Raw genomic sequence first — 22,216 nt, forward strand, 5'->3', positions numbered from 1 at the left:
CGTGGACATCGCGACCATCATCGGGATCCTCCTGGCCTTCGGCGCCCTCTTCGGCATGATCGAGATGGAGCACGTCGAGCTCGGCGGGCTGTTCCTCCCCGCGCCGATCCTGCTCGTGTTCGGTGCGACCATCGGCGCCGGGATCGCCAGCACCACGCTGAAGGACGCCCTCTCGGCGTTCAAGTCCGCCCCGAAGGCGTTCACCGGCAAGGTCACCCCGCCGCAGACCGTCATCGACGACGTCGTCGGGCTGGCCGAGACCGCCCGTTCGAACGGCCTGCTCGCGCTCGAGCAGGAGGCCGACAAGCACGACGACCCGTTCATGAAGAAGGCGCTGCAGAACATCGCCGACGGCACCGACGGCGACGAGCTCCGGATCCTGCTCGAGGACGAGATCGAGTCGAACGCGGCACCGATGCGGAGCGCGAGCTCGTTCTTCATGGGACTCGGTGGATTCGCCCCGACCGTCGGCATCATCGGCACCGTCGTCTCGCTCACCCACGTCCTGGCGAACCTCGGCAAGCCGGACGAGCTCGGCCCGCTCATCGCCAGTGCCTTCGTGGCGACCCTCTGGGGCCTGCTGACCGCGAACTTCCTCTGGCTGCCGATCGGCGGCAAGCTCCGGAAGCTCGCACAGCTCGAGTCGGACCGGCAGACGCTGCTGATGGAGGGCCTCCTGGCCGTGCAGGCGGGCAGTCAGCCGCGTCTCCTCGGCGAGCGCCTCACCGCGATGGTGCCGCCGGGTGCGCGCGGGGACTCGGGCAAGGGCGCGAAGGCGAAGGCCGGCGCCGACGACCAGCAGCTGGCGGCCTGAGCATGAGCGCCGACCCCCGCGGCCGTGGTCGCGGTCGGAAGAAGAGCGGCCACGACGAGGCCGAACACCCCGACGAGCGCTGGATGGCGTCGTACATGGACATGATCACGGTGCTGATGTGCATGTTCCTGGTGCTGTTCGCGATGTCGACCGTCGACCAGGAGAAGTACATCGCCCTGAAGAACTCGCTCGCCACCGGGTTCGGCGAGGTGAAGTCGCAGAAGGTCGACACCGCCTCCGGCACCGTCGTCACGAAGGACCAGGTCGAGGACGGTTCCGGCTACTCGGTCGACAAGGCCCAGGCCGACCACTCCACCGCGGCGTCGGGCACGAAGGACACCAACGTCGACCCGGCCTCGACCGTCGTCCCGGCCACCGCGACCAAGGCCGACGTCAAGGCGGCGCAGGCCGAACTCGACGACCTGAAGGCCATCGAGGCGGCGATCAAGGGCAACCTCGACAAGGCCGGGCAGTCGACGAACGTGCAGTTCACGGTCGACGCCCGCGGCCTCACCGTCCGGCTGATCGGCAGCGAGACGTACTTCGGCACGAACAGCGCCGACCTGTCCGACCAGGCGAAGCGGATCATGGACGCCATCGCCCCGGTCCTCCGCGGTGCCGACCACGACGTCAGCGTCGAGGGCCACGCCGACAGCCGGAACTCCACCGCCCCGTACGCCACGAACTGGGAGCTCAGTGCCGCCCGCGCCACCGGGGTGCTCCGCGACCTGGTCGAACGCGGCAGCATGCCGGCCGCCCGGATCCAGTCCGTCGGCTTCGGCTCCAGCCGGCCGCTCGCGAAGGGCAGCACCGACCAGGACCTCGCGCTCAACCGCCGGGTCGACATCGTGGTGCTGTCGAACGCCGACCAGGACGTCAGCGCCCTCATGCCGAGCCTGGCGAAGGCGCAGGACGGAGCCCGTTCCGGGTAGGCGCGACCGTCGCCCCAGAAGAGGGGCCAGAGCTGACGGCCGCTCTCCGGCGGCCGAGAGTACGACTCGTGACCGAGACCCTGACCGCGCCCGAGGTGTACGACTTCGCGCGCCCGTCGACGCTCGCTCGTGAGCACGCCCGGGTCCTCGAGCTCGCCTTCGAGACGTTCGCCCGCCAGTGGGGCACGCAGCTGACCGCCAAGGTCCGTGTGCTCAGCCAGGTCACGTGCGAGCAGGTCGCGATGATGACCTACGACGAGTACGCCGCGTCGCTGCCCGCCCTCACCGGCATGGTGCTGCTGCCCATCGAGGGCGTCCCCGCCAAGGGGGTCCTGCAGGTGCCGCTCGACGCCGCCCTGACCTGGGTCTCGCACTCGCTCGGCGCCTCGAAGCCGCTGCCGACGCCCGAGCGTACCTTCACCCCGATCGAGCAGGCCCTCGTGCGCCGCCTGGTCGAGGACGCGCTCGACGACCTCCGGTACTCGCTCGGCGGGCTGCTCGACCAGACCGTCACGGCCGGTGCCTTCCAGTTCAACAGCCAGTTCGCCCAGGCCGCGCAGAAGTCCGACCTGATGATCGTCGCGTCCTTCGAGATCCGCGTGGGGGAGCGCGTCGCCGCCGGCACCCTCGCGCTGCCCGCCGAGGCCGTCCTGCCGCAGCTCGTCGACCGGCCCGCCGACGTCTCCACCGCCGACGCGAAGGCCCTGCTCGACGCCCAGCTCGCGTCGGTGCCGGTCGGCGTCTCGCTGCGCTTCGCCCCGGCCACCGTGCTGCCGGCGCAGGTCCTCGGCCTCGCCGTCGGCGACGTGCTGCCGCTGCCGCACCCGCAGCACCGCCCGCTCACCATCTCCGTCGACGGTGAACCCGTCGGCACCGCCGCCGTCGGCGCGAACGGCTCGCGGCTCGCGGGCGTCGTCGTCACCACCACCGCATCGGAGCCGTCCGCATGACCGTCGTCACCTCCACCCTGCACACGACCGCTGCCGAGGCGCTCGCCAGCGCCCTGCCCACCGCCGTCCCGCTCGTCGCCGTCGCCCAGCCGGGAGGCCCGTCCGCCGACCTGCAGGCACGTGCCGCCGACGCCGTGGTCGCCTCCTTCGTCGGTGGCGTCTCGGCGGACCTCGCCGTGGTGCTGCTCGACCTCGCCGCGATCACCGCCGCCGGTGGCGTCGACTCCGGACTCGTGTCCGTCGCCGACGTGCTCCGGCCGTCGCTCGAGGCCGCGGTCGCCCCCCTCGGTGCCGGTGTGCTCGGCGAGGGCCGCCGCGACTCCGCCGTCGCGCTCGTCGCGGACCCGGAGGCCGTGGTGTTCGCCCTCACCGCCGCCGGGCAGCCGATGGGCTGGGTCGCGATCCGGATCCGTGAGAACGGCACCGTCGCCGAACCCGTCACGGCCGCCCCGGTCCTGTCCGCCGGCAACCTCGGTCGCATCAACAGCGTCGAGATGACCCTCACCGTCGAGATCGGCCGCACCCGGATGTCGGTGCGCGACGTGCTCGGCATGGAGCCCGGCGCCGTCGTCGAACTCGACCGCTCGGCCGGTGCCCCCGCCGACGTGCTCCTCAACGGCCGACTCATCGCGCACGGCGAGGTCGTCGTCGTCGACCAGGACTACGCCGTCCGCATCACCAAGATCCTCGACGTCGCCGAGACGGTCTGACCCGGTGGACACGCTCGTCATCGCCCTCCGCGTCGCGCTCTCCCTCGGCGTCGTGCTCGCCCTCATGTGGGCGCTGCACCGACGCATGCAGAAGGGGCAGTTCGGCGCCGGACGCACCCGGGGGCGCCGTTCGGCGTCGCTCGAGGTCGTCGCCCGGCAGGGCATCGGCGGCAAGGCGAGCGTCGTCGTGGTGGACGTCGACGGACAGCGGCTCGTCCTCGGCGTGGCCGAGCACGGCGTGACCCTCCTCACGAGCGGCCAGGCGCCCGCGCCGGAGCTCACGATCGTCACGGGTCCGGTCGCGCTGCCGACGGCGGACGCGTTCCGTGCGGAACTGGACCGGCAGGACGAGGGTGGGGCGGGCCTCCCGTCCGACACCGCCGCCGCAGCCGCAGCCGCAGCCGCGACCGTGTCCGACGACGTGCTGCCGCTCCGGCCCCGCGGACGGCGTGCCGCACCGCGGACGCACCCGGTCGTCCCGACCGCCGCCCAGCTGCAGGGCTCTGTCCTCTCCGCGGACACCTGGCGCCAGGCGGCGTCGGCGCTCCGCTCCCGGCGGACCGGGTGAGCGCGGCCCGCACGGGTCGGCTCCTGCTGCTCGTCCTGCTCGGTGTGACCGTCGTCGCCGGGTACCTCATGCTCACCACGACCGGCGCGCACGCGGCCGGCGTCGTCCAGCCGACCGCGCCGACGGCACCGACCGCCCCGCCGACACCGTCCACCGGCGGCTTCAGCGTGAACGTGAACGGCCCGGACGGCACGCCGTCGTCGGCCGTCGTCACCCTCATCGGGATCACGCTGCTCAGCGTCGCCCCGGCGCTGCTGCTCATGATGACGTCGTTCACGAAGATCTTCGTCGTCCTCGCCATGACCCGGAACGCGCTCGGCCTGCAGTCGATCCCGCCGAACCAGGTGATCGCCGGACTCGCGCTGTTCCTGTCGCTCTTCGTGATGGCGCCGGTGATCGGGCACGTCAACGACGACGCCCTGCAGCCGTACCTTGCCGGGCACCTCGACTTCCAGCAGGCCGTCGAGATCGGCACCAAGCCGCTCCGGACCTTCATGCTGCACCAGACCCGTGACGAGGACGTCGCCCTCATCACCCGCGCCGCCGGTCAGGCGAACCCGAAGGACCTGGGCGCCGTGCCGATGACCACCGTCATCCCGGCGTTCATCATCTCCGAGCTCCGCAGCGCGTTCATCATCGGGTTCGTCATCTTCATCCCGTTCCTGGTCATCGACCTCGTCGTCTCCGCGGCGCTGATGTCGATGGGCATGATGATGCTCCCGCCGGTGATGATCTCGCTGCCGTTCAAGATCCTGCTGTTCGTCCTGGTGGACGGCTGGGGGCTCATCATCACGTCCCTCATCGAGAGCTACCACGTTGTCTAGCCGCACCACGTCCGGGGGCCCCTCGTGAACCAGCAGGCGGTCATCGACCTCACCCTCCAGGCGCTCCTCGTCGCCGGCAAGCTCGCCGCGCCCGTGCTCATCACGTCGCTGGTCGTCGGCTTCGCGATCTCACTGTTCCAGTCCGTGACGCAGATCCAGGAGGTCACGCTCTCGTTCGTGCCGAAGGCCCTGGCCGTCGCCATCGCGCTGGTCGTCTGCGGCAACTGGATGATCTCCGAGATGATCGCGTTCACCCACGTGGCGTTCGACATGATCCCGAAGCTGCTCGGGAGCGGCTGATGGACCTGGTCTTCGACGCCGCCCGACTCGAGGGCACGATGCTCGCCGGGGTCCGGCTCGTCGCGTTCTTCGTCGTCGCCCCGCCGTTCTCGTACAAGGCGTTCCCCGGCGTGGTGAAGGTCATCCTCGGCCTGGGACTCGCGATCGGCGTCGCCCCGAAGGTCACCGCCGGGTACGAGCAGCTCGACACCGCGGCGTTCCTGGTCGCCCTCGTCACCCAGCTGCTCGTCGGCCTGGTGCTGGGCTTCATGGTGTACCTGGTGTTCGCGGCCGTGCAGTCCGCCGGCGCGCTCGTCGACCTGTTCGGCGGGTTCACCCTGGCGCAGGCGTACGACCCGCAGTCCCAGGTGAACGGTGCGCAGTTCACCCGGCTGTTCCAGATGGCGTCACTCGCACTGCTGTTCGCCTCGGGTGGGTACCAGCTCATCATCGGTGGGCTCGTCCGCTCGTTCGACGGCGTCCCGCTCGTGGACGGCCGGTTCCCGATCGACGGTGTCGCACCGATGCTCGTCGCCGCGTTCGGGCAGATGTTCCTCGCCGCACTGCAGATCGCCGGCCCGCTCGTCGTCGTCCTGTTCCTGGCCGACGTCGGGCTCGGCCTGCTGACCCGTGTCGCCCCGGCGCTCAACGCGTTCCAGATGGGCTTCCCGATCAAGATCGGCCTCACCGTCCTGTTCGCCGGCGCGCTGTTCATGGCGCTGCCGAGCGTGGTGTCCTCGCTCACCGGCGACGCCGTCCAGGCGATCACGGGCAGGGGGTGACGACGTGTCCGACAGCGGAGAACGCTCCGAACAGGCATCCGACAAGCGGATGCGCGAGGTGCACCGGAAGGGGCAGCTCAGCCGCTCGCAGGACCTCAGCGCGTGGATCGGCATCGCCGTCGCCGCGCTCATGATCCCGTCCACGATCGGGCACGCCTCGGCCGCCGGGCAGCAGCAGCTGCACGCCGTGACGCTCGTCATCGCCGACCCGAGCATCGGCACCATGCGCCACGTGCTCGACGACGCCCTCGCCTCGATCGGCAGCACCGTCGGTCCGATGCTCGGCGTCGTCGCGGTCGCCGTGCTCGCCGTCGCGGTCGCGCAGGGCGGAGTCCACTTCAAGAAGCTGACCCCCGAGCCGGAGCACTTCGACCCCGTCGCTGGCGTGAAGCGGGTGTTCGGCACCCAGGCGCTCTGGAACGGGCTGAAGGCACTGCTGAAGACCGCGGTCGTCGGTCTGGTGCTGTGGTTCGCCGTCCAGGGACTCGTCCCCGTCCTGATGTCGAGCGGGTCGCTGCCGCTGACGAGCGTCCTCGAGGCCGCCGGGGACGGCGCGGGCACTCTGCTCCGGGCCGCGATCGCCGCCGGGCTCGTCCTCGCCGCCCTCGACGTGTTCGTGGTCGTCCGGCGGAACCGCAAGCGCACCATGATGACCAAGCGCGAGGTGAAGGACGAGAACAAGCAGGCCGAGGGCGACCCGCTCGTGAAGTCGCAGCGCCGCTCGCGCCAGCTCGCCGCCAGCCGGAACCGGATGATCGCCGCGATCGGCACCGCCGACGTCGTGATGACCAACCCGACGCACTACGCCGTCGCGATCAAGTACGAGGCCGGCAAGTCCGCGCCCCGCGTCGTCGCGAAGGGGGCCGGTCCGGTCGCCGACGCCATCCGCCAGAAGGCGACCGAGGAACGCGTGCCGATGGTGCAGGACATCCCGCTCACCCGGGCACTGCACGCCGCGTGCGAGCTCGGCCAGGAGATCCCGGTCGACCTGTACACGCCCGTCGCCCGCGTCCTGTCCTTCGTCATGACCCTCGCCGCCCGCGGGGCCACCGCCGGCACCCACACCCCGCCCCGTCCCACCACCCCGGAGGAGGTCGCCACCGTGCTCGACCCGACCACGCTCAGCGGCGACGTCCGCCCCCGGAAGCTCCGGACCCCGCGTCCCGTCACCGACCACACTCCCGGAGAGGCCCTCCCCGCATGAAGCGCGCCGACCTGCCGAAGTTCGCCGTCCCGGTGCTCATCGTCGGCATCATCCTGCTGCTGATCCTGCCGGTGCCGCCGTTCCTGCTGGACGTCCTCATCATCTGCAACATCCTGCTGGCGCTGGTGATCCTGCTCACGACGCTGTTCGTCAAGAAGCCGCTCGACTTCTCGGTGTTCCCGTCGCTGCTGCTCGTCGCGACGCTGTTCCGGCTCGGACTCAACGTCGCCTCGACCCGGCTCGTGCTGGCACAGGGCTTCGCCGGCGACGTCATCCAGGCGTTCGGGCACGTCGCCGTCGCCGGCTCGGTCATCATCGGCGCGGTGATCTTCCTCATCCTCGTGGTGATCCAGTTCGTCGTCGTCACGAAGGGCGCCGAGCGCGTCGCCGAGGTCGGCGCACGCTTCACCCTCGACGCGATGCCCGGCAAGCAGATGGCGATCGACGCGGACCTCAACGCCGGCCTCATCACCGACGTGCAGGCCAAGGAACGGCGTGCCGCGGTGTCCGCCGAGGCCGACTTCTACGGCGCGATGGACGGAGCGTCGAAGTTCGTCAAGGGCGACGCGATCGCCGGCATCCTGATCCTCGTCATCAACCTGGTCGGCGGCATCGCGATCGGCATGCTGCAGAACGGCATGTCGATCACCGACGCCCTGTCGCACTACGGCATCCTCACCATCGGCGACGGCCTGGTGTCGCAGATCCCGGCGCTCCTGATGGCCGTGTCGACCGGCATGATCGTCACCCGCTCCGGCGCCGAGTCCGACATCGGCACGTCGGCGTCCGACCAGCTCTCGCAGTCCCGCACCGCCCTGATGATCGCCGGTGCCGCCGCGATCGCGATGGGGTTCATCCCCGGCATGCCGATCCTGCCGTTCCTGCTCATCGGCGCGACGCTGCTGTTCACCGGGTGGCGGATCGGCCAGAACGCCAAACGCGCCGCCGCCACGGCTGCCGAGCAACAGGCGCTCGAGGCAGCCGTCCCCACGAGCGACACCCCCGAGGACCTCCTCGAGCAGATGCGCGTGCACGCCCTCGAGATCCTGCTCGCCCCCGACCTCGTCGACATGGTCTCCGGCGCCTCCGACGACCTGCTCGGCCGGGTCCGGGCACTCCGCCGGAAGATCGCCGTCGACATGGGCATCGTCGTCCCGCCGGTGCGCACCCGCGACAGCATCGACCTGCCGCCCGCGACCTACGCCATCCGCATCGCCGGGGTCGAGGCCGGCCGAGGCACCGCCCCCGCGCGGAGCGTCCTGGCCCTCGGTGAACAGCTCGACGGCCTGCCCGGCGACCCGACCGTCGAGCCGGTGTTCGGCCTGGCCGGCAAGTGGGTCCCCGCGGAACTCCGGCACGCCGCCGAGATGACCGGCGCGACCGTGATCGACCGCGTGTCCGTGCTCGTCACCCACCTGCAGGCCGTCATCGGCGACAACGCCGCCCGCCTGCTCACCCGCGAGGACGTCAAGGTCCTGGCCGAGGGCGTCAAGCAGGTCAACCCCGCCGCCGTCGAGGAACTCGTCCCCGCCATGCTGTCGATGGCCGAACTGCAGCGCGTGCTGCAGGGACTGCTCGCCGAGCGGGTGCCGATCAACGACCTCGGCCGGATCTGCGAGGCCCTGACCCTCCGCGCGAAGGTCTCCACCGACCCGGAGGGCCTGGTCGAGTCGGCACGCGCCGCACTCGGACCCGCGCTGGCCGCCCGACACCTCGACGGCACCGTCCTGCGCGTCATCATGATCGACCCGGTGCTCGAGCAGGCGATGCTCGAAGGACTCCGACCGTCCGAACAGGGCAGCCAGATCCTGCTCGACGCACACCGCATCGAACAGGTCCTCGGCTCGGTGCGCGACTCGGTCCGCGCCGTCGAGGACCAGGGCCTGTCCGCCGTCCTGGTCTGTGCACCCCAGCTCCGCCCGGCCGTGCACCGCATGGTGTCCGCGCAGGCGAACGGCCTGCCGGTGCTGTCGTACCAGGAGGCCACCGCCGCGGGCTCCACCATCGAGACCGTGGGAGTGGTCCGTGCCGCCGATCCGATCGCAGCGTAACGGCGCCACGCTCGACGAGGTCCGCGCCAGCGTCCTCGCCGAGTTCGGCCCCGGCGCCCGCATCGTCTCCGCCGAACGGGTCACCAGCGGTGGGGTCGCCGGGCTGTTCCGGAAGGCACACGTCGAGGCCGTCATCGAGGTCCCCGACCCGTTCGACCCGCCGACCGCCCGCGTCGCCATCGCCTCGTCCCCGGCCAAGCGGGTCGGGATCGCGGCGCTCCTCGCGGACGCCGAGGCGGCCGAGTCCCGCATCGCCGAGACCGACGGCACCGCGGGCACCCGTGCGGACGCCTTCGCGTCCGTCCTCGACGGTTTCGCGTCCGACGGGCTGGCTCCGCCGCGCCGGGCCGCCGGCCGATCTGTGCCGGGCGAGCCGGGCCTCCCGTCCGTCACCGACGGTGCCGTCACCAGCCTGCCGGGAGGCGCGGAGACCGACCCCTGGGCCGACCTGCGTGCCGAGCTGCTCGCCCCCGGCGCCGCGGCTGCCGCGGTCGCCGTCGCAGCGGCCGTGCCGACGCCGGTCCCACCGCCCGCACCCGCCGTCCGGTCGGCGGACGGCGACCTGGTGCTGCTCGTCGGCCGCGCGACCGACGTGGACGCCGCCGCCGGGGTCTTCGCGAACCGGCACGGACTGCGTGCGACAGCCGCCTCGGACCGGCGGAGCGGCATCCTCGCTCGCGCCGATGCGGTCCGCGACGGCGTGGCGCTGCTCGCGGTCGCCGCGTGGACGGACGTGGCGACCACCGCCTCGCTCGCGCCGGACCAGGTGTGGGTCGTCGTCGACGTCGGGCGGAAACACGAGGACGCCGTCGCGATGCTGACCGCCGTGGTCGAGGTCGGGGTGCCGATCGCCGGCGTCCTGGCGATCGGTGCCGAGGAGACCAGCACCCCGGAGACCGTCCGCCTGCTCGGGGTCCCGGTCCGCACGCTCTGACCCGTGCCCGTGCCGGTGCTGGTGCTGGTGCCGGTGCTCGTCGCTGCCGGGCCGTCGGCGGGGGAGTCGCTAAGCTGGTCCGGTGCTGGTACTCACGCGGAAGGTCGGCGAGCGGATCCTCATCGGTGACGACATCGTCATCACGGTGCTCGACTCCCGCGGGGACGGCGTGCGCATCGGGATCGATGCCCCGCGTGGCGTGAAGATCCAGCGCGAAGAGGTCGTCCGGGCCGTGGCCGAGGCGAACGTCGCCGCCGCTGGCGCCGACGACGACGCCGAGGCGCGCTTGCGCGCCGCGCTCGGCGCTCCGCGGCCTCCCGCCGCCGACTGACGCACTGCACGCGGCTGCCGCCGCTGCCGCTGCCCGCCGGGCAGACCGGCCGCGGCGCGGTTCGGCTGCGCCCAACCGCGTCCGCCTCGCGCCGCGGGATCTCGCGGTTCGCGCGGGTTCCTCTTGTGCGGCTCCGGCTCGCGCCGGCCGGCGGCGGCCGGCGGCGGCCGGCCAGCGGCCGCCCGCCCGCCGTGCCGACTGGCGCCCCGCCTGCGCGGCCGGCCGCGGCGCCGTTCGGCTGCGCCCAACCGCGTCCGCCTCGCGCCGCGGGATCCCGCGGTTCGCGCGGGTTCCTGTTGTGCGGGTCCGGCTTGCGCCAGCCGGCGGCAGCCTCCGCGGCCCGCTGCCACCCGCCTGCGCGGCCGGCCGCGGCGCGGGTCGGCTGCGCCCAACCGCGTCCGGCTCGCGCCGCGGGATCCCGCGGTTCGCGCGGGTTCCTGTTGTGCGGGTCCTCGCCGCGCCGGCGCCGGTGCCAGCGCCAGCGCCGGCGCCAGCGCCGGCGCCAGCGCCGCCCGCGGCGCCGACGGGAACCGCCCGGCACCGCGAGAAGTCGCGGTGCCGGGCGGATACCGTCGTGCAGGTCCGGCTTGCGCCTACGGGCGGGGCTTCTTCTCCTGCTCGGGGAGCCGACCGGCAGCACGCTCAGCGGCGTACCAGGCGCGGGCCTCGTCCTGGCGGGCCTGCTCGGCACCGGCGGCGATGGGGGAGCGGACGTGCTCGGGCTCGTACCCGAAGGACTCGAGCAACTGCGGGACGACCGGGCGGATCCGCGCCACCAGCCGGTCGACGTACGCCGACACCGCGCGGGCACGCTGCGCCGAGAGCCGACCGTGCAGCAGGTGCCAGTCGAGGTGCTGCTCGATCAGCCCGAGGGCGAACAGGTCCCGCAGCCAGACGAGCACGGTCTGCGTGTCACCCGGCGGCACGTCGGCGATCGCGTCGGTGAAGGCGTCCCACTGCATGAGTTCCGCGTGCGCCTTCGACGCCTCGATGAGCTCGTGCTGCGACCGGTTGAGCAGCACGGCGGCGCGGGCACGGTCCTTGCCAGCGGTGCGCAGCCGCATCCCGATCTCGGTGACCATCGTCTCGACACGCCCGGCCAGCAGTGCGCGCTGGGTGCTCGCGTCCTGCAGGTCGGCGACCGAGGCCGCGAGCGACCCACGGTCCGACACGGTCTGACCGAGTCGACGGAGGCCCGTGGCGTCAGCGAGCTTCGAGGCGACCTGGGCGGCGACGAACTTCGCGGTCGACGCGGCATCCCGCGGCGCGGCCTTGCGGAAGTCGGTCAGCAGGCGCTTGCCGACGAGCTGCAACAGCACGGTGTTGTCGCCCTCGAACGTCACGTAGACGTCCAGGTCGGACCGGAGGCTCGTGATCCGGTTCTCGGCGAGGAACCCCGCGCCGCCGGTCGCCTCGCGGCACTCCTGCAGCGTGTCGAGGGCCGACCAGGTCGACATCGACTTGAACGCCGCGGCCTGGGTCTCGAGGTCCTCGCGGCGCTCCGGGGTGTCGGCCCGTCCGCTGAACACGTCGTCGAAGGTCTGCAGCAGCTTCTCGTGGGCGAACGACTGCGCGAACACCGTCGCCAGACGCGGGATCAGGCGGCGCTGGTGACGGCCGTAGTCGAGGAGCACGCCCTCTTGCCCGTCGCCGGTCGGGAACTGCCGACGCTGCATGGCGTAGGTCAGGGCGATCTGCAGCCCGACCTTCTGCGCGACGACCGCGGCACCGTCGAGCGAGACCCGACCCTGCACGAGGGTGCCGAGCATGGTGAAGAACCGGCGGCCGGGGGACTCGATCGGCGAGGAGTACGTGCCGTCCTCGGCGACGTCGCCGTAGCGGTTCAGCAGGTTCGTGCGGGGGATCCGGACGTGGTCGAACCAGAGCCGTCCGTTGTCGATGCCGTTGAGGCCGCCCTTGACGCCGTCGTCCTCGCCGCCGACCCCGGGCAGGAAGCCGTCGTCGTCGCGCAGCGGGACGTAGAACGCGTGCACGCCGTGGTCGACGCCCTGCGTGACGAGCTTGGCGAACACGACGGCGGCCTTGCCGTGCAGGGCCGCGTTGCCGATGTAGTCCTTCCACGCACCGCGGAACGGCGTGTGCACGACGAACTCCTGCGTCTCCGGGTCGTAGGTCGCGCTGGTGGCGATGTTCTGCACGTCGGAACCGTGGCCGGTCTCCGTCATCGCGAAGCAGCCGGGGACGTCGAACGCGATGATGCCGGGCAGGAACTCGCGGTGGTTCCGCTCGGTGCCGAGGTGGTGCACGGCGGAGGCGAAGAGCCCCCACTGCACGCCGGCCTTGATCTGCAGCGACGGGTCCGCGACGGTGAGTTCCTCGAACGCCGCCAGGTTGCCGCCGTGGTTGTCCTGGCCGCCGAACTCGAGCGGGTAGGGGCGCTGGATCGCGCCGGCGTCGACCAGGATGCGGAGCTGCTCGAAGACCCGGGCGCGGTGTTCGGCGATCGGTTGTCCCTCGATCTTGTGCAGCGCGGGGTCGCGAGCCAGGCGGCGGGAGATCCGGCGGTCCTCCGCCCAACGACCGAGCAGGTGCTCGGCGAGCAGGTCGACGTCGATGCGGACGCCGGTGTCGGTGCTGCCGGTGGGCGTCCCCACCGCCGGGTCGCCGGTGGCGTCGGCCTTCGGCGCGCTGCCGGTGTCGGTCGGGCGGCGTTCGGCGCTGCTGCGGACTGGTGCGATGTCGACCATCGGGTGCCTCCTGGACTGCACGGTGCACGGACCGCGTCACTGCACGGCGGTCCGACCAGGCCAGCGTAAGCACCGGTGGTGCGGATGGCATGACAGCCGTGCCAGGGCCACAACCGGCCGGCCGGGCGACCCGGCGCCGTTCGTGGGAACCCTCCAAGACCCGCCCGGGACATCCGTCGAGACCCTGGCAACGATTCGGTGTGACCCCCGTTCCAGGGGCACACTCTCCGCCATGTCGAGCACCACGAAGCCCGAGCGGCGCAGCGCCGGACGCACCTTCTTCGGGCAGCCGTTCGAGCTGTCCACGCCCTTCGCCGTCGAGCTGTGGGAGCGCTTCTCGTTCTACGGCATGCAAGGCATCGTCCTGCTCTACATGTACTACTCGGTCACGCGTGGCGGCCTGGGCATCGACGAGGGTCTGGCCAAGGGGATCATGGGCGCCTACGGCGGGTCGGTGTACCTCTTCACGATCATCGGAGCCTGGGTCGCGGACCGGCTGATCGGTGCGGACCGCACGCTGTTCGGCAGCGCCGTCGTCGTGATGCTCGGGCACATCGCGCTCGCCCTGGTGCCGGGCGTCGCGGGCATCGGCGTCGGCCTCGTGCTCATCGCACTCGGGTCCGGCGGACTCAAGGCCACCGCGACGACGATCGTCGGCTCGCTGTACACGCGGGACGACCCACGCCGCGACGCCGGGTTCTCGCTGTACTACCTGGGGGTGAACCTCGGCGGGTTCGCCGGGCCGCTGCTCACCGGGCTGCTGCAGTCGACGCTCGGCTTCCACTACGGCTTCGGACTCGCAGCGGTCGGCATGGCTGCGGGACTCGTGCAGTACGCGATCCGCCGTCGGAAGCTGCCCGACGCGGTGCAGCACGTCACGAACCCGCTGCCGCGGTCGCGGTACCCGCTGGTCGTCGTCGTGGCCGTCGTCGCGGTCGTGGCCGTCGCGGTGGCCGTGCTCACCGGACTGCTGAACGTCTCGACGCTCCCGGTCGTGGTGGTCGCCGTCGTGGTCGTCGCCACCATCGCGTACTTCGTGGTGATCCTGTCCAGCGGCCTGACCTCGGACGAGCGCTCCCGGGTGTTCGCGTTCATCCCGCTGTTCATCGGCAGCGCGGTGTTCTGGTCGCTCTACCAGCAGCAGTTCACCGTCGTCACGGTCTACGCCGACCAGCGCCTGGACCGCGACCTGTTCGGGTTCCCGATGCCGGTGTCGTGGGTGCAGTCGATCAACCCGATCATGATCATCGCGCTGTCCGGGCTCTTCGCCGCGCTCTGGACCCGCCTGGGTGACCGCCAGCCCTCCACGCCGACCAAGTTCGGCCTGGGCACCGGGATCATGGGTGTGGCGTTCCTGCTGTTCCTGCCCTTCGTCGGCACCGGGGAGAACGGCACGCCGCTGCTCGCCCTGGTCGGCATCCTGCTCGTGTTCACCGTCGCGGAGCTGCTGCTCTCGCCGTCCGGGCAGTCCGTCGCCACGAAGCTCGCGCCGTCGAAGTTCCAGACGCAGATGGTCGCGCTGTTCTTCCTGTCGGTGTCGCTCGGCACCGCGTTGACCGGCGTGCTGTCGCGGTATTACGACCCGGAGAACGAGGCACCGTACTTCACGGTCCTCGGCCTGGTCGCCGTCGTGGTCGGCGTCGTCCTGCTCGTCATCGCCCGGCCGGTCCTCCGACTCATGCGCGGCATCCGCTAAGTGCGCGCCACCAGGTGCGGGGCGCGCGCCACCGCACGTCGGACAGGCGCCGTCCGGTAGCCTTGGCCACAGCTGAACAGCACCGGATCACGAGGAGTCACCCCCATGCTCGAGCTCATCGCAGGCATCATCATCGGCATCGGCGTCCTCGGCGGCTTCGGGACCTGCCTGGCCTTCGCCGCCATGATGAAGTCCGGCTCCGAAGAGTACTGACCGGTCAGGACGCTCCGGCGTCCACGGTCTCCGGCTCCATCGGGACCGGCACCAACTGACGACTCTGGACGGTCGCGCGCTCGAACGGGCCGCGGCCGTCCGTCGTGTAGGCGGGCTCGTCGAACTCGACGACCCAGGCCACGCGCACACCGGCGCCGGCGTACCCGGCGAGCTGCGCGCCTCCCGGGGCGACGATCAGCCCGATCGGGTCGTCCGCCCACTGGTCGCCGCGGTCCGACGGGACCACCCGGACGACGGCACCGATGCCGAGCACCGGGACGTCCGACGGCACCGCCCCGACGGAGTCGTCATGGGCAGCAGGGCGGGGAGTGCGACGTCCGAACACGCCACGACCCTACCGCCGGAGCCCCGCGAACGAACCGGCAGAACCGGCAGGGACACGGCCGGAACCCGGCCCCGCGCTCAGTCCCGCCGGATCTCCGTCACGGACGAGTACCCGGTGTCCGGGTGCTTCCGCATCGACAGCAGCCGCTCCATCGACGGCTCCAGGGCCGTGACCTTGTCGAGCGGTGCACTGACCACGAGCTGGAACCCGAGTCGCAGCCACGCCGTCACGGCACGCCCGGCGAACTCCGAGTCGGCCTTGATGAACGCCTCGTCGAGGAACACCGGAGCGAACCGCGGCCGGGGCCGGGTCTCGTCACCGAGCTGGTACCGCAGCGCCGCGCCGACGATGAACGCCACGAGCTCCTGCGTCTCCCCACCGGACTTGTCGCCGAGCGACGAGTACACGCCCAGGTCGTCGCCCGCGGTGTCGTAGCGGACGGCCGTGATCTCCATGTGCCGGCGGACGTCGAGGACGGCGTCCCGCTGCGTCGTCCGGCCGCGCGGGGACTCCGGGTCGGGCCGGATGACGGCCATGAACCGGCGCAGGCGTCGGAACCGGGTCTCGAGGACGTCGTCGGTCAGCTCGGTGTCGACCGACGCGGACAGCGCGCGGAGCTCCTTGCGGAACTGGGTGACGTCCTCGCGGGTGACCCGGCGGATCACGATCTTCAGCCGGTCCCGGTTGGCGCCGAACGGCAGGTCGCGCAGGATCTCGTTGACCGGCTCGAGCCGCTCCTCGATCTCCACGACCGCGCGGTCGAAGGCACCGGAGAGCGGCACGAGGTCCTCGCCGCTCCACTGCGACAACCGGCGACGCCACTCGCTGCGTCGGGCGTGGAGGCCCGTGGCGACGATCTGGTCGAGGATCGCCCGGTAGTCCGGGTACGACGCCACCCCGGTGCCGAGGTTCGGGTCCGCCCACGCGTCCTGGTACCGCTCGAACGTCGTGGTGAGCGCCACCGACGCGGTTGCGGCGCCGTCGAGGGCCTGCGACAGCCGCTCCTCGAGTCGCCTCCGGAGGCGTTTGGTCGCGTCGTCGAAGCCGTCCACGCCGTCAGGGGCCCCGACCTCGTCGAAGGCCTCGGCGAGCAGGCGTTCCTGTTGCTCGTCCGGCAGCCGCTCGGGAGCGTCGGTGAAGCGCTCGAGGATCTCGCTGGCGGCGTCCTGGCCGTCGACGAGCACCGCGTGGCGCTCCTCCAGCCGCTTGACGCTCAGGCGTGCGGCGGAGCGGCGGTCGGCGGCCTCGTCGAGTGCCGCACGCAGGCGGGCGACGGACTCGCGGAGCGTGCGCAGCCCGTCGTCGGCGGCCAGGAGGGCCTGCCGCTCGTCCTCCAGGCGGGTGAGCGACGCGTCAGCGCCGGCCACGTCGACGGCGTCCCAGGTGACGTCCACGCGGTGCTGGTGGGCGGTGCGGAGCGCGTCGAGGGCGGCCAGGTCCTGCGCGATGTCGGTGCGGCGGGCCTCCAGGGCGGTGAGGTCCGCGGCGATCTCGGCGAGCTCGGTCTCGACGGAGCGGACCCGTGACTCGTTCGTGAAGCCGATGACGTTCGCCTGGCGACGGTCGCCGTGGGCGCCGCGGCGGCCGTCGCGGAGCTGCCCGGCGGCGGTGACACGGCGTCCGCCACCGCCCAGGTCGGCGGCGTCCTCGACGCAGCGTGCGTCGATCCGGTCGGACTCGATGCGCTCCCGGACCCAGGTGCTGAACGGCGACGGCTTGATCGCGAGCTTGCCGGAGACCATCGAGCTGTCGCCCGGCAGGTCGAGGTGCGGCCCCATCGGGACCCCCTCGAACTGCACCCGCACCGGCAGGCGCAGGGAGTCGATGGCGGCGCTGAAGTCGTCGAGGCGGTCCTCATCGACGAGCAGGGTGCGGGCGACCGGGGCGAGCACGGACTCGATCGCGGCGCGCCACTGTTCCTCGGCGGGCAGCACGTCGAGCAGTTCGGCGACGAAGGGGACGTCGGCGGGGTCGAGGCCGGCGGCCCGGGCCATCGCGACGCGGGCCTCGTGCATCGGCAGCGGCATGGCGCCCTGACGGTGCTCGAGCGACCGGCGCTCCTGGCGCAGGGTCCGCTCGCGGTCGAGGAGCGGGTACTCCTCGCGGGTCAGGGCGTCGCGACGGCTGTCCAGGTCGTCGCGACGGGTGCCGTAGGTGCCGAGGAACTCATGGCTGGCACGCTGCGCCTCGGTGAACTCGGCCTCGGTGCTCAGCGGTTCGCCGAGGGGAGCGGTGCGCTCGTCGAAGACCTCGCGGGTGCGGGCGATTGCGGCGCGTTCCCGGGTCCCGCGGTCGATGCGGTCCTCGAGCTGCGCCAGCGCGTTGCCGCCGGAGTCGCGCAGCCGGGCCTCGGCGTCGCGCAGTTCGACCTCCACCGCGGCGTGCCGGGCCGAGGCGGCTTCGACCTCGGCGCGCGTGGCGGTGCGCTCACGGGTGTTCCGTTCGACCTCCAGGTCGAGCAGCTCCCGCTTCCGCGACGCCGTCCAGTGCGCGAAGGGGGAGACGTCCGCGCCGGTCGCGATGCCGTCGAGGGCCGCCGCGGCCGCACGGGAGCGTTCGATCTCGTCGTGCAGCTCGGTGATGGGGGAGAGGATGCGGACCTTGCGCTCCTCGGTGTCCATCGCCTCGTACGCCTCGTCGAGGGCGGCGAAGTGCGCGAGGGCACGATCGGCCGCCTCGTACGTGCCGGGGGTCTCGAGGACGAGGGACTTGTAGAGGGCGTCGACGGTCGGCATGTGCTGCCCGGCCTGGATGCGGGCGAGCAGGCGCATCGCCCGGTTGCCGCCACCGGAGTCGCCGATGCCCAGCCGGGTCTGCAGCGTGTACGCGAGCTCCTGGTAGGTGTCACGGATCACGAGCCCCGGGATCCGGCCGGTGAGCTCCAGGTGCGCGAACCGGGAGGGCACGAAGTCCTCGAGCCGACGCAGGTCGAACACGTCGTCGACGGTCGCCATGGTCATCTGGATGTCCGCCACTCCGCGGGCACGGCGCGGCACGATGTAGGCGCGGAGGACGGTGAACCGCCGCTCGTCGTCGTTCCGGAACGTGACGGCGACGGCGCCCCACGTGGTCTGCTCGTCGCCGCGGAGCGTGACGTCCTTGAGCGCGCCGGTCTCCGGGTCACGCCGGGTGTCGACCTTGCCGCGCAGGTAAGTGAGCAGGTTCCGCTGGTCGGCGCTCCGGGCACGCCCGGTCGTCGCGTCGTTCGAGGCGCCGTTGAACGGCACGTCGGACGGCATCATGACCGCCAGGTACGCGTCCATCAGCGTCGACTTGCCGGTTCCGGAGGCACCGGAGATGAGCGTCGCCGTGCCGGAGAGCTCGACCTGGCGGTGGCCCTGGAAGCCGCCCCAGTTGACGACCTGCATGGACTCGGCGCGCCACTGCGCGACGGTGTCGAACAGGGCGGGGATGCCCGTGGTGTCGATGTCGACGGTGCTCACGCGCGGTCCTCCTCGGTGTCGTCGGGGTCGGTCCCGGTGTCCGGCTCGGCGTCGGTGTCGGTCTCGACGTCGGTGTCGTCCTCGCCGGCCGGGAGGCCCGGATCGCCCCCGTCGGTCGCCGCACCCCCGTCGGTGGTCGCGTTCCGCAGCGCCGTGCTCGACAGCCACCGGTCGAGCTCGACCAGCCGCTCGAGGGGCAGGAGGACCTCGATGACGCTCGCGATCCGGAAGCGGTCCGGGTCGGTGGTCTTCAGCAGCACCCGGGCCGTCACCAGCCGCTCGATCGCCTTGGCCACGCGGGCCTCGTCGCGGGTGCGGTCGGTCGCGGTCGCCGGCCGGAACCCGGAGACGTGTCCGAGGATCTCGGCCCGGTCCACGACGACCTGGTCCGGCCCTGGTCGGGCGTCGGCACGCAGGCGCATCCGCAGGTAGACGAGGACGATCGTCTCCTCGCGGGTGTACGGGGCGTCACGGAGCAGGGTCGGGAAGCCGCGTCGGGTGCTCTCGGACCGGGCCTGGCGCTTGAAGGCGACCTCGCGGTCCCGGTCGACGTGCAGTTCGAGGAACAGGTCGTTGAGTCGCGACCGCAGCTGGTGTTCGGCGTCCAGGACGGCGCGCCACTCGTCACTGTGTGTGCGGGCGCTGACGTACGGGTGGCGCAGCAGCGCGACCAGGGCACGGCGCTGCGGTTCGTCGAGGCGACCCTCGTCACCCTCGAACAGCGCGAAGGTGCTCTCGTCCCGCTCGGACTCGGACTCAGACTCGGACTCGGCCGCGTGCTCGTACGCACCGGTCGCGTCGTCGAGTCCGTCGTCGACCGAGGTGACCTCGTCGTGGACGGGTGCTGGCGTCGTGTCGCTCACCGTGCCTCCTGGCCGGGTTCGTCGTCGTGGTGCGGTGCGTCGCCCGCCGGGGCGAGGGCGGCGGTGGGCATGTGGAAGGTGACCGGCTCGCCGTCGGGCCGGACCGTGTGGTGCGGGGCGGAGGCCGTGCCCGCCTCGAAGTCGTCGTGTCCGGTGAGCAGGTGGGCGAGTCCGAAGAGCTCGACGGGCCGGCGCTGCTCGGCGGGCAGCGTGTGGAAGGCCTCGACGCTGGAGCCGGTCGCAGCGTGCGCCAGGACGTCGCGCAGCTCGGCGAGCAGCGGACCGCCGTGGCGGCGGAGTGACTCGACGTCGAGGTCCTCGAACACGTCGTCGTCCGGTTCCTCGATCGGCGGCGGCACGGACTCGGCGTCCGGGTCGTAGAACCGTTCGCGGAGCGTGCCGACCGCGGCGGACGGCGGCAGCAGTCCGAGCGGGACGCGGTCGCGCGCCGAGCCGGCGTCCATCCAGGCAGCCAGGCCGCGGTTGACGGACCGGAGCACGGCGTCGAGTTCGCGGTCGCGCACCACGTCGTGGGCGACGATCTGGTCGCGGAGCGTGGCCGTGAGCATCCGGCGCTGGGCGAGGACGTCCTCGATGCCCTGACGGAGGATGCCGACCGTGCCACGGAAGGTCCGCCGTTCGGTCGGGCTGAGGGAGCCCGCGAACGGGTGCTCGAGGATCGCGGTGATGTCGTCGCGGAGCCGGAGGAGCAGGGCGTCGTCACGCAGCAGCTCGAACGCTCCCTGGAACGCCCGGCCCTCGGGGGTCGACTCCATCAGGTTGTCCGTGCGGGCGAGGTAGTCGTCGAGGATCTCGCCGATCGGGCGGACCTCTTGTCGGAAGTCCTCGACGATCTCGCGGTGCATCGTCGCGACCGCTTCCTCGACGCGCTTGAAGTCGCTCGGCAGCTGGCGGATCAGGTCGGTGATGTTCGTGTAGCCGTCGCGCATCCGGTCCTCGTCGACCGTGACGACCTCGTCGCCGCGTGCCAGGCGGTCGCGTTCGGCCTGCAGCTCGGCGATCTGGGCGTCGAGCCGGCGGACCTGGGTGTCCCGGTCGGGTTCGGCACGGGCGGCCCAGCGGTGCACGGCGTCGACGATCATCGCCAGGCGGCTCTCGCTGATGAGTGCGCGCTCGGACGACAGCGCGTCGATCAGGCTCAGTGCTTCGAGGGCGTGGCTCGTCAGGCTGTACTGCTCGTCGCCGTCGGGGGAGTTCGAGCGCACCAGCCACTGCGCGGCGACCCACTCGCGGCAGAGCGACCGGCCGTTCGGACGCGGGGCCTCGCCGGCCGGCAGGTCACCGGTCGTGGAGTCGCTCGCCGGCACCCGCGCACCCGTGGCCTGCAGGCGCGCGACGTGCTCCTCGACCTGCAGGTGCATCCGGTCGGCCGGGACGTACTGCACGTCGCGGTCGAACACCGTGCGGAAGACCGAGACGACCGCGGCACTCGTCGGACGTGACATGAGTCGGAGCGTCGGACGGTCGAGTACCTGGCGGACCCGGGCGAACTCGAGGTCGACGTCGGTCATGCTGCCCCTGGTGGTCGGACGGTTCGCTGTGGCACGGGTGCCGGGATGCGAAGAGCCCGACGCGGTGGCGTCGGGCTCTTCGGGTGTTTCGACTGCCCGGAACGGGCACGTGGGCGATACCAGACTCGAACTGATGACCTCTTCGGTGTGAACGAAGCGCGCTACCAACTGCGCCAATCGCCCGTCGCACTTGCGTGCGGATCGATAGTAGCGGATGTCCGGCCGTGGTCGGAACACCGTCCGTCTGTCGCGCGCGTCGCTGGCCGGGCGGGCGGCCTGGAGGCCCGTGGAGACCCCGCCGATCCGCATGAATCCGGGGGACACGCCCGGTGAACGGGACGGGTTTTGGAGAAACCGCGTGAACTGGGTACAGTTTACGAGTCGCCGCGAGAGCGGGTCGGACAACACCGGTGTGACTCAGGTCAGACCATGCGGATGTGGCGCAGTGGTAGCGCATCACCTTGCCAAGGTGAGGGTCGCGAGTTCGAATCTCGTCATCCGCTCGAGGTGCCTGTCTTCTCCGGAAGACAGCAACTCTCCAGAAGAGGTATCCCACCGATCGGGTACTACGCCAGACGTGGACCTTGATGGTGGGGTGGCCGAGAGGCGAGGCAGCGGCCTGCAAAGCCGTCCACGCGGGTTCGAATCCCGTCCCCACCTCCAGTCCGCTCCGGCGGAACTCATCTGGGCGATTGGCGCAGCGGTAGCGCGCTTCCCTGACACGGAAGAGGTCACTGGTTCGATCCCAGTATCGCCCACAGAACGAAGACCCCCGGGAAACCGGGGGTCTTCGTGTTTCATCAGGTGCAGCTACGGGCTCAGATCAGAGCACGTGGCACGGTTTTGGCACGATCCTCGCAAAGATTCCGCCGCGGCAGATGCAGACTGGTCGCTTTCTTGGTGGTCGTCGCACCCGTACCCGATCAGGCTGACTCGTGGACGACCGACCGTCGGCGTGTGCCCGCGAGGCGAGGTCGGCACGGGCAGTAAACGAGTTGGCGTCTGCGTCGGAAGAGCTCGACGGCCGATGTCGGTG

General features: G+C 71.8%; 18 protein-coding genes and 4 tRNA genes. 16 read left to right on the forward strand and 6 right to left on the reverse strand.

What is annotated here, in order from left to right:
* Nucleotide 1 precedes the first annotated feature (1 nt).
* The 12 genes from DEI97_RS08310 (at nt 2) to csrA (ending at nt 10,379) form a co-directional block, all read left to right on the forward strand.
* A complete protein-coding gene (locus tag DEI97_RS08310) occupies nt 2-814 on the forward strand; it encodes a motility protein A (protein WP_111073359.1) in 813 nt (270 codons plus the stop codon).
* A 2-nt stretch (nt 815-816) separates the two neighbouring features.
* The gene (locus DEI97_RS08315) at nt 817-1,746 is read left to right on the forward strand and encodes an OmpA/MotB family protein (protein WP_111073360.1); all 930 of its coding nucleotides are present in this window, start codon (nt 817-819) and stop codon (nt 1,744-1,746) included.
* Between the two features lie 68 nt (nt 1,747-1,814).
* Complete coding sequence (locus DEI97_RS08320) at nt 1,815-2,696, forward strand: flagellar motor switch protein FliM (RefSeq protein ID WP_111073361.1); 882 nt, start codon at nt 1,815-1,817, stop codon at nt 2,694-2,696.
* Nucleotides 2,693-3,406 carry a flagellar motor switch protein FliN gene (fliN, locus tag DEI97_RS08325; protein WP_111073362.1) on the forward strand — a complete coding sequence of 238 codons (714 nt, stop codon included), beginning with the start codon at nt 2,693-2,695 and terminating at the stop codon, nt 3,404-3,406. The genes DEI97_RS08320 and fliN overlap by 4 nt, the downstream gene beginning before the upstream one ends.
* A gap of 4 nt (nt 3,407-3,410) precedes the next feature.
* The gene (locus tag DEI97_RS08330) at nt 3,411-3,974 is read left to right on the forward strand and encodes a FliO/MopB family protein (protein ID WP_111073363.1); all 564 of its coding nucleotides are present in this window, start codon (nt 3,411-3,413) and stop codon (nt 3,972-3,974) included.
* The gene (gene fliP, locus DEI97_RS08335) at nt 3,971-4,798 is read left to right on the forward strand and encodes a flagellar type III secretion system pore protein FliP (protein WP_111073364.1); all 828 of its coding nucleotides are present in this window, start codon (nt 3,971-3,973) and stop codon (nt 4,796-4,798) included. The genes DEI97_RS08330 and fliP overlap by 4 nt, the downstream gene beginning before the upstream one ends.
* Nucleotides 4,799-4,822: 24 nt before the next feature.
* Nucleotides 4,823-5,098 carry a flagellar biosynthetic protein FliQ gene (locus DEI97_RS08340; protein ID WP_110902510.1) on the forward strand — a complete coding sequence of 92 codons (276 nt, stop codon included), beginning with the start codon at nt 4,823-4,825 and terminating at the stop codon, nt 5,096-5,098.
* Nucleotides 5,098-5,859, forward strand: coding sequence for a flagellar biosynthetic protein FliR (locus DEI97_RS08345; protein ID WP_111073365.1), 762 nt, complete (start codon nt 5,098-5,100; stop codon nt 5,857-5,859). Before DEI97_RS08340 ends, DEI97_RS08345 begins: the two co-directional genes overlap by 1 nt.
* A gap of 4 nt (nt 5,860-5,863) precedes the next feature.
* A complete protein-coding gene (locus DEI97_RS08350; RefSeq protein ID WP_111073366.1) occupies nt 5,864-7,063 on the forward strand; it encodes an EscU/YscU/HrcU family type III secretion system export apparatus switch protein in 1,200 nt (399 codons plus the stop codon).
* Nucleotides 7,060-9,114 carry a flagellar biosynthesis protein FlhA gene (locus DEI97_RS08355; RefSeq protein ID WP_111073367.1) on the forward strand — a complete coding sequence of 685 codons (2,055 nt, stop codon included), beginning with the start codon at nt 7,060-7,062 and terminating at the stop codon, nt 9,112-9,114. Before DEI97_RS08350 ends, DEI97_RS08355 begins: the two co-directional genes overlap by 4 nt.
* Nucleotides 9,089-10,048 (forward strand): hypothetical protein, encoded by a 960-nt coding sequence (locus DEI97_RS08360; RefSeq protein ID WP_111073368.1) that lies wholly within the window; start codon nt 9,089-9,091, stop codon nt 10,046-10,048. The genes DEI97_RS08355 and DEI97_RS08360 overlap by 26 nt, the downstream gene beginning before the upstream one ends.
* An 82-nt stretch (nt 10,049-10,130) precedes the next feature.
* Nucleotides 10,131-10,379 (forward strand): carbon storage regulator CsrA, encoded by a 249-nt coding sequence (csrA, locus tag DEI97_RS08365; protein ID WP_111073369.1) that lies wholly within the window; start codon nt 10,131-10,133, stop codon nt 10,377-10,379.
* A gap of 593 nt (nt 10,380-10,972) precedes the next feature.
* On the opposite strand, the gene DEI97_RS08370 is transcribed toward csrA, so the two are convergent.
* Nucleotides 10,973-13,087 carry an acyl-CoA dehydrogenase family protein gene (locus tag DEI97_RS08370; protein WP_111073370.1) on the reverse strand — a complete coding sequence of 705 codons (2,115 nt, stop codon included), beginning with the start codon at nt 13,085-13,087 and terminating at the stop codon, nt 10,973-10,975.
* A gap of 232 nt (nt 13,088-13,319) precedes the next feature.
* Between DEI97_RS08370 and DEI97_RS08375 the strand changes: the two genes are divergently transcribed.
* Nucleotides 13,320-14,783: a peptide MFS transporter gene (locus DEI97_RS08375; protein ID WP_111073371.1), complete on the forward strand. Its 1,464-nt coding sequence runs from the start codon at nt 13,320-13,322 to the stop codon at nt 14,781-14,783.
* A gap of 217 nt (nt 14,784-15,000) precedes the next feature.
* On the opposite strand, the gene DEI97_RS08380 is transcribed toward DEI97_RS08375, so the two are convergent.
* The 5 genes from DEI97_RS08380 to DEI97_RS08400 all read right to left on the reverse strand — a co-directional run bounded on the left by DEI97_RS08380 (nt 15,001) and on the right by DEI97_RS08400 (nt 21,363).
* Nucleotides 15,001-15,342: a hypothetical protein gene (locus DEI97_RS08380; RefSeq protein ID WP_146248037.1), complete on the reverse strand. Its 342-nt coding sequence runs from the start codon at nt 15,340-15,342 to the stop codon at nt 15,001-15,003.
* 77 nt (nt 15,343-15,419) lie between these two features.
* Nucleotides 15,420-18,785: an ATP-binding protein gene (locus DEI97_RS08385; protein WP_111073373.1), complete on the reverse strand. Its 3,366-nt coding sequence runs from the start codon at nt 18,783-18,785 to the stop codon at nt 15,420-15,422.
* Complete coding sequence (locus DEI97_RS08390; protein WP_111073374.1) at nt 18,782-19,648, reverse strand: DUF4194 domain-containing protein; 867 nt, start codon at nt 19,646-19,648, stop codon at nt 18,782-18,784. The genes DEI97_RS08385 and DEI97_RS08390 overlap by 4 nt, the downstream gene beginning before the upstream one ends.
* Nucleotides 19,645-21,180, reverse strand: coding sequence for a DUF3375 family protein (locus tag DEI97_RS08395; RefSeq protein WP_111073375.1), 1,536 nt, complete (start codon nt 21,178-21,180; stop codon nt 19,645-19,647). Before DEI97_RS08395 ends, DEI97_RS08390 begins: the two co-directional genes overlap by 4 nt.
* A 110-nt stretch (nt 21,181-21,290) precedes the next feature.
* A tRNA-Val gene (locus DEI97_RS08400) sits at nt 21,291-21,363 on the reverse strand.
* Nucleotides 21,364-21,611: 248 nt separating this feature from the next.
* Between DEI97_RS08400 and DEI97_RS08405 the strand changes: the two genes are divergently transcribed.
* The 3 genes from DEI97_RS08405 (at nt 21,612) to DEI97_RS08415 (ending at nt 21,938) form a co-directional block, all read left to right on the forward strand.
* A tRNA-Gly gene (locus DEI97_RS08405) sits at nt 21,612-21,683 on the forward strand.
* An 86-nt stretch (nt 21,684-21,769) separates the two neighbouring features.
* A tRNA-Cys gene (locus tag DEI97_RS08410) sits at nt 21,770-21,843 on the forward strand.
* Between the two features lie 23 nt (nt 21,844-21,866).
* Nucleotides 21,867-21,938: transfer RNA gene (locus tag DEI97_RS08415), tRNA-Val, on the forward strand.
* Nucleotides 21,939-22,216 lie beyond the last annotated feature (278 nt).

The sequence above is a fragment of the Curtobacterium sp. MCLR17_032 genome, assembly GCF_003234795.2.
Taxonomy (GTDB): Bacteria; Actinomycetota; Actinomycetes; order Actinomycetales; family Microbacteriaceae; genus Curtobacterium.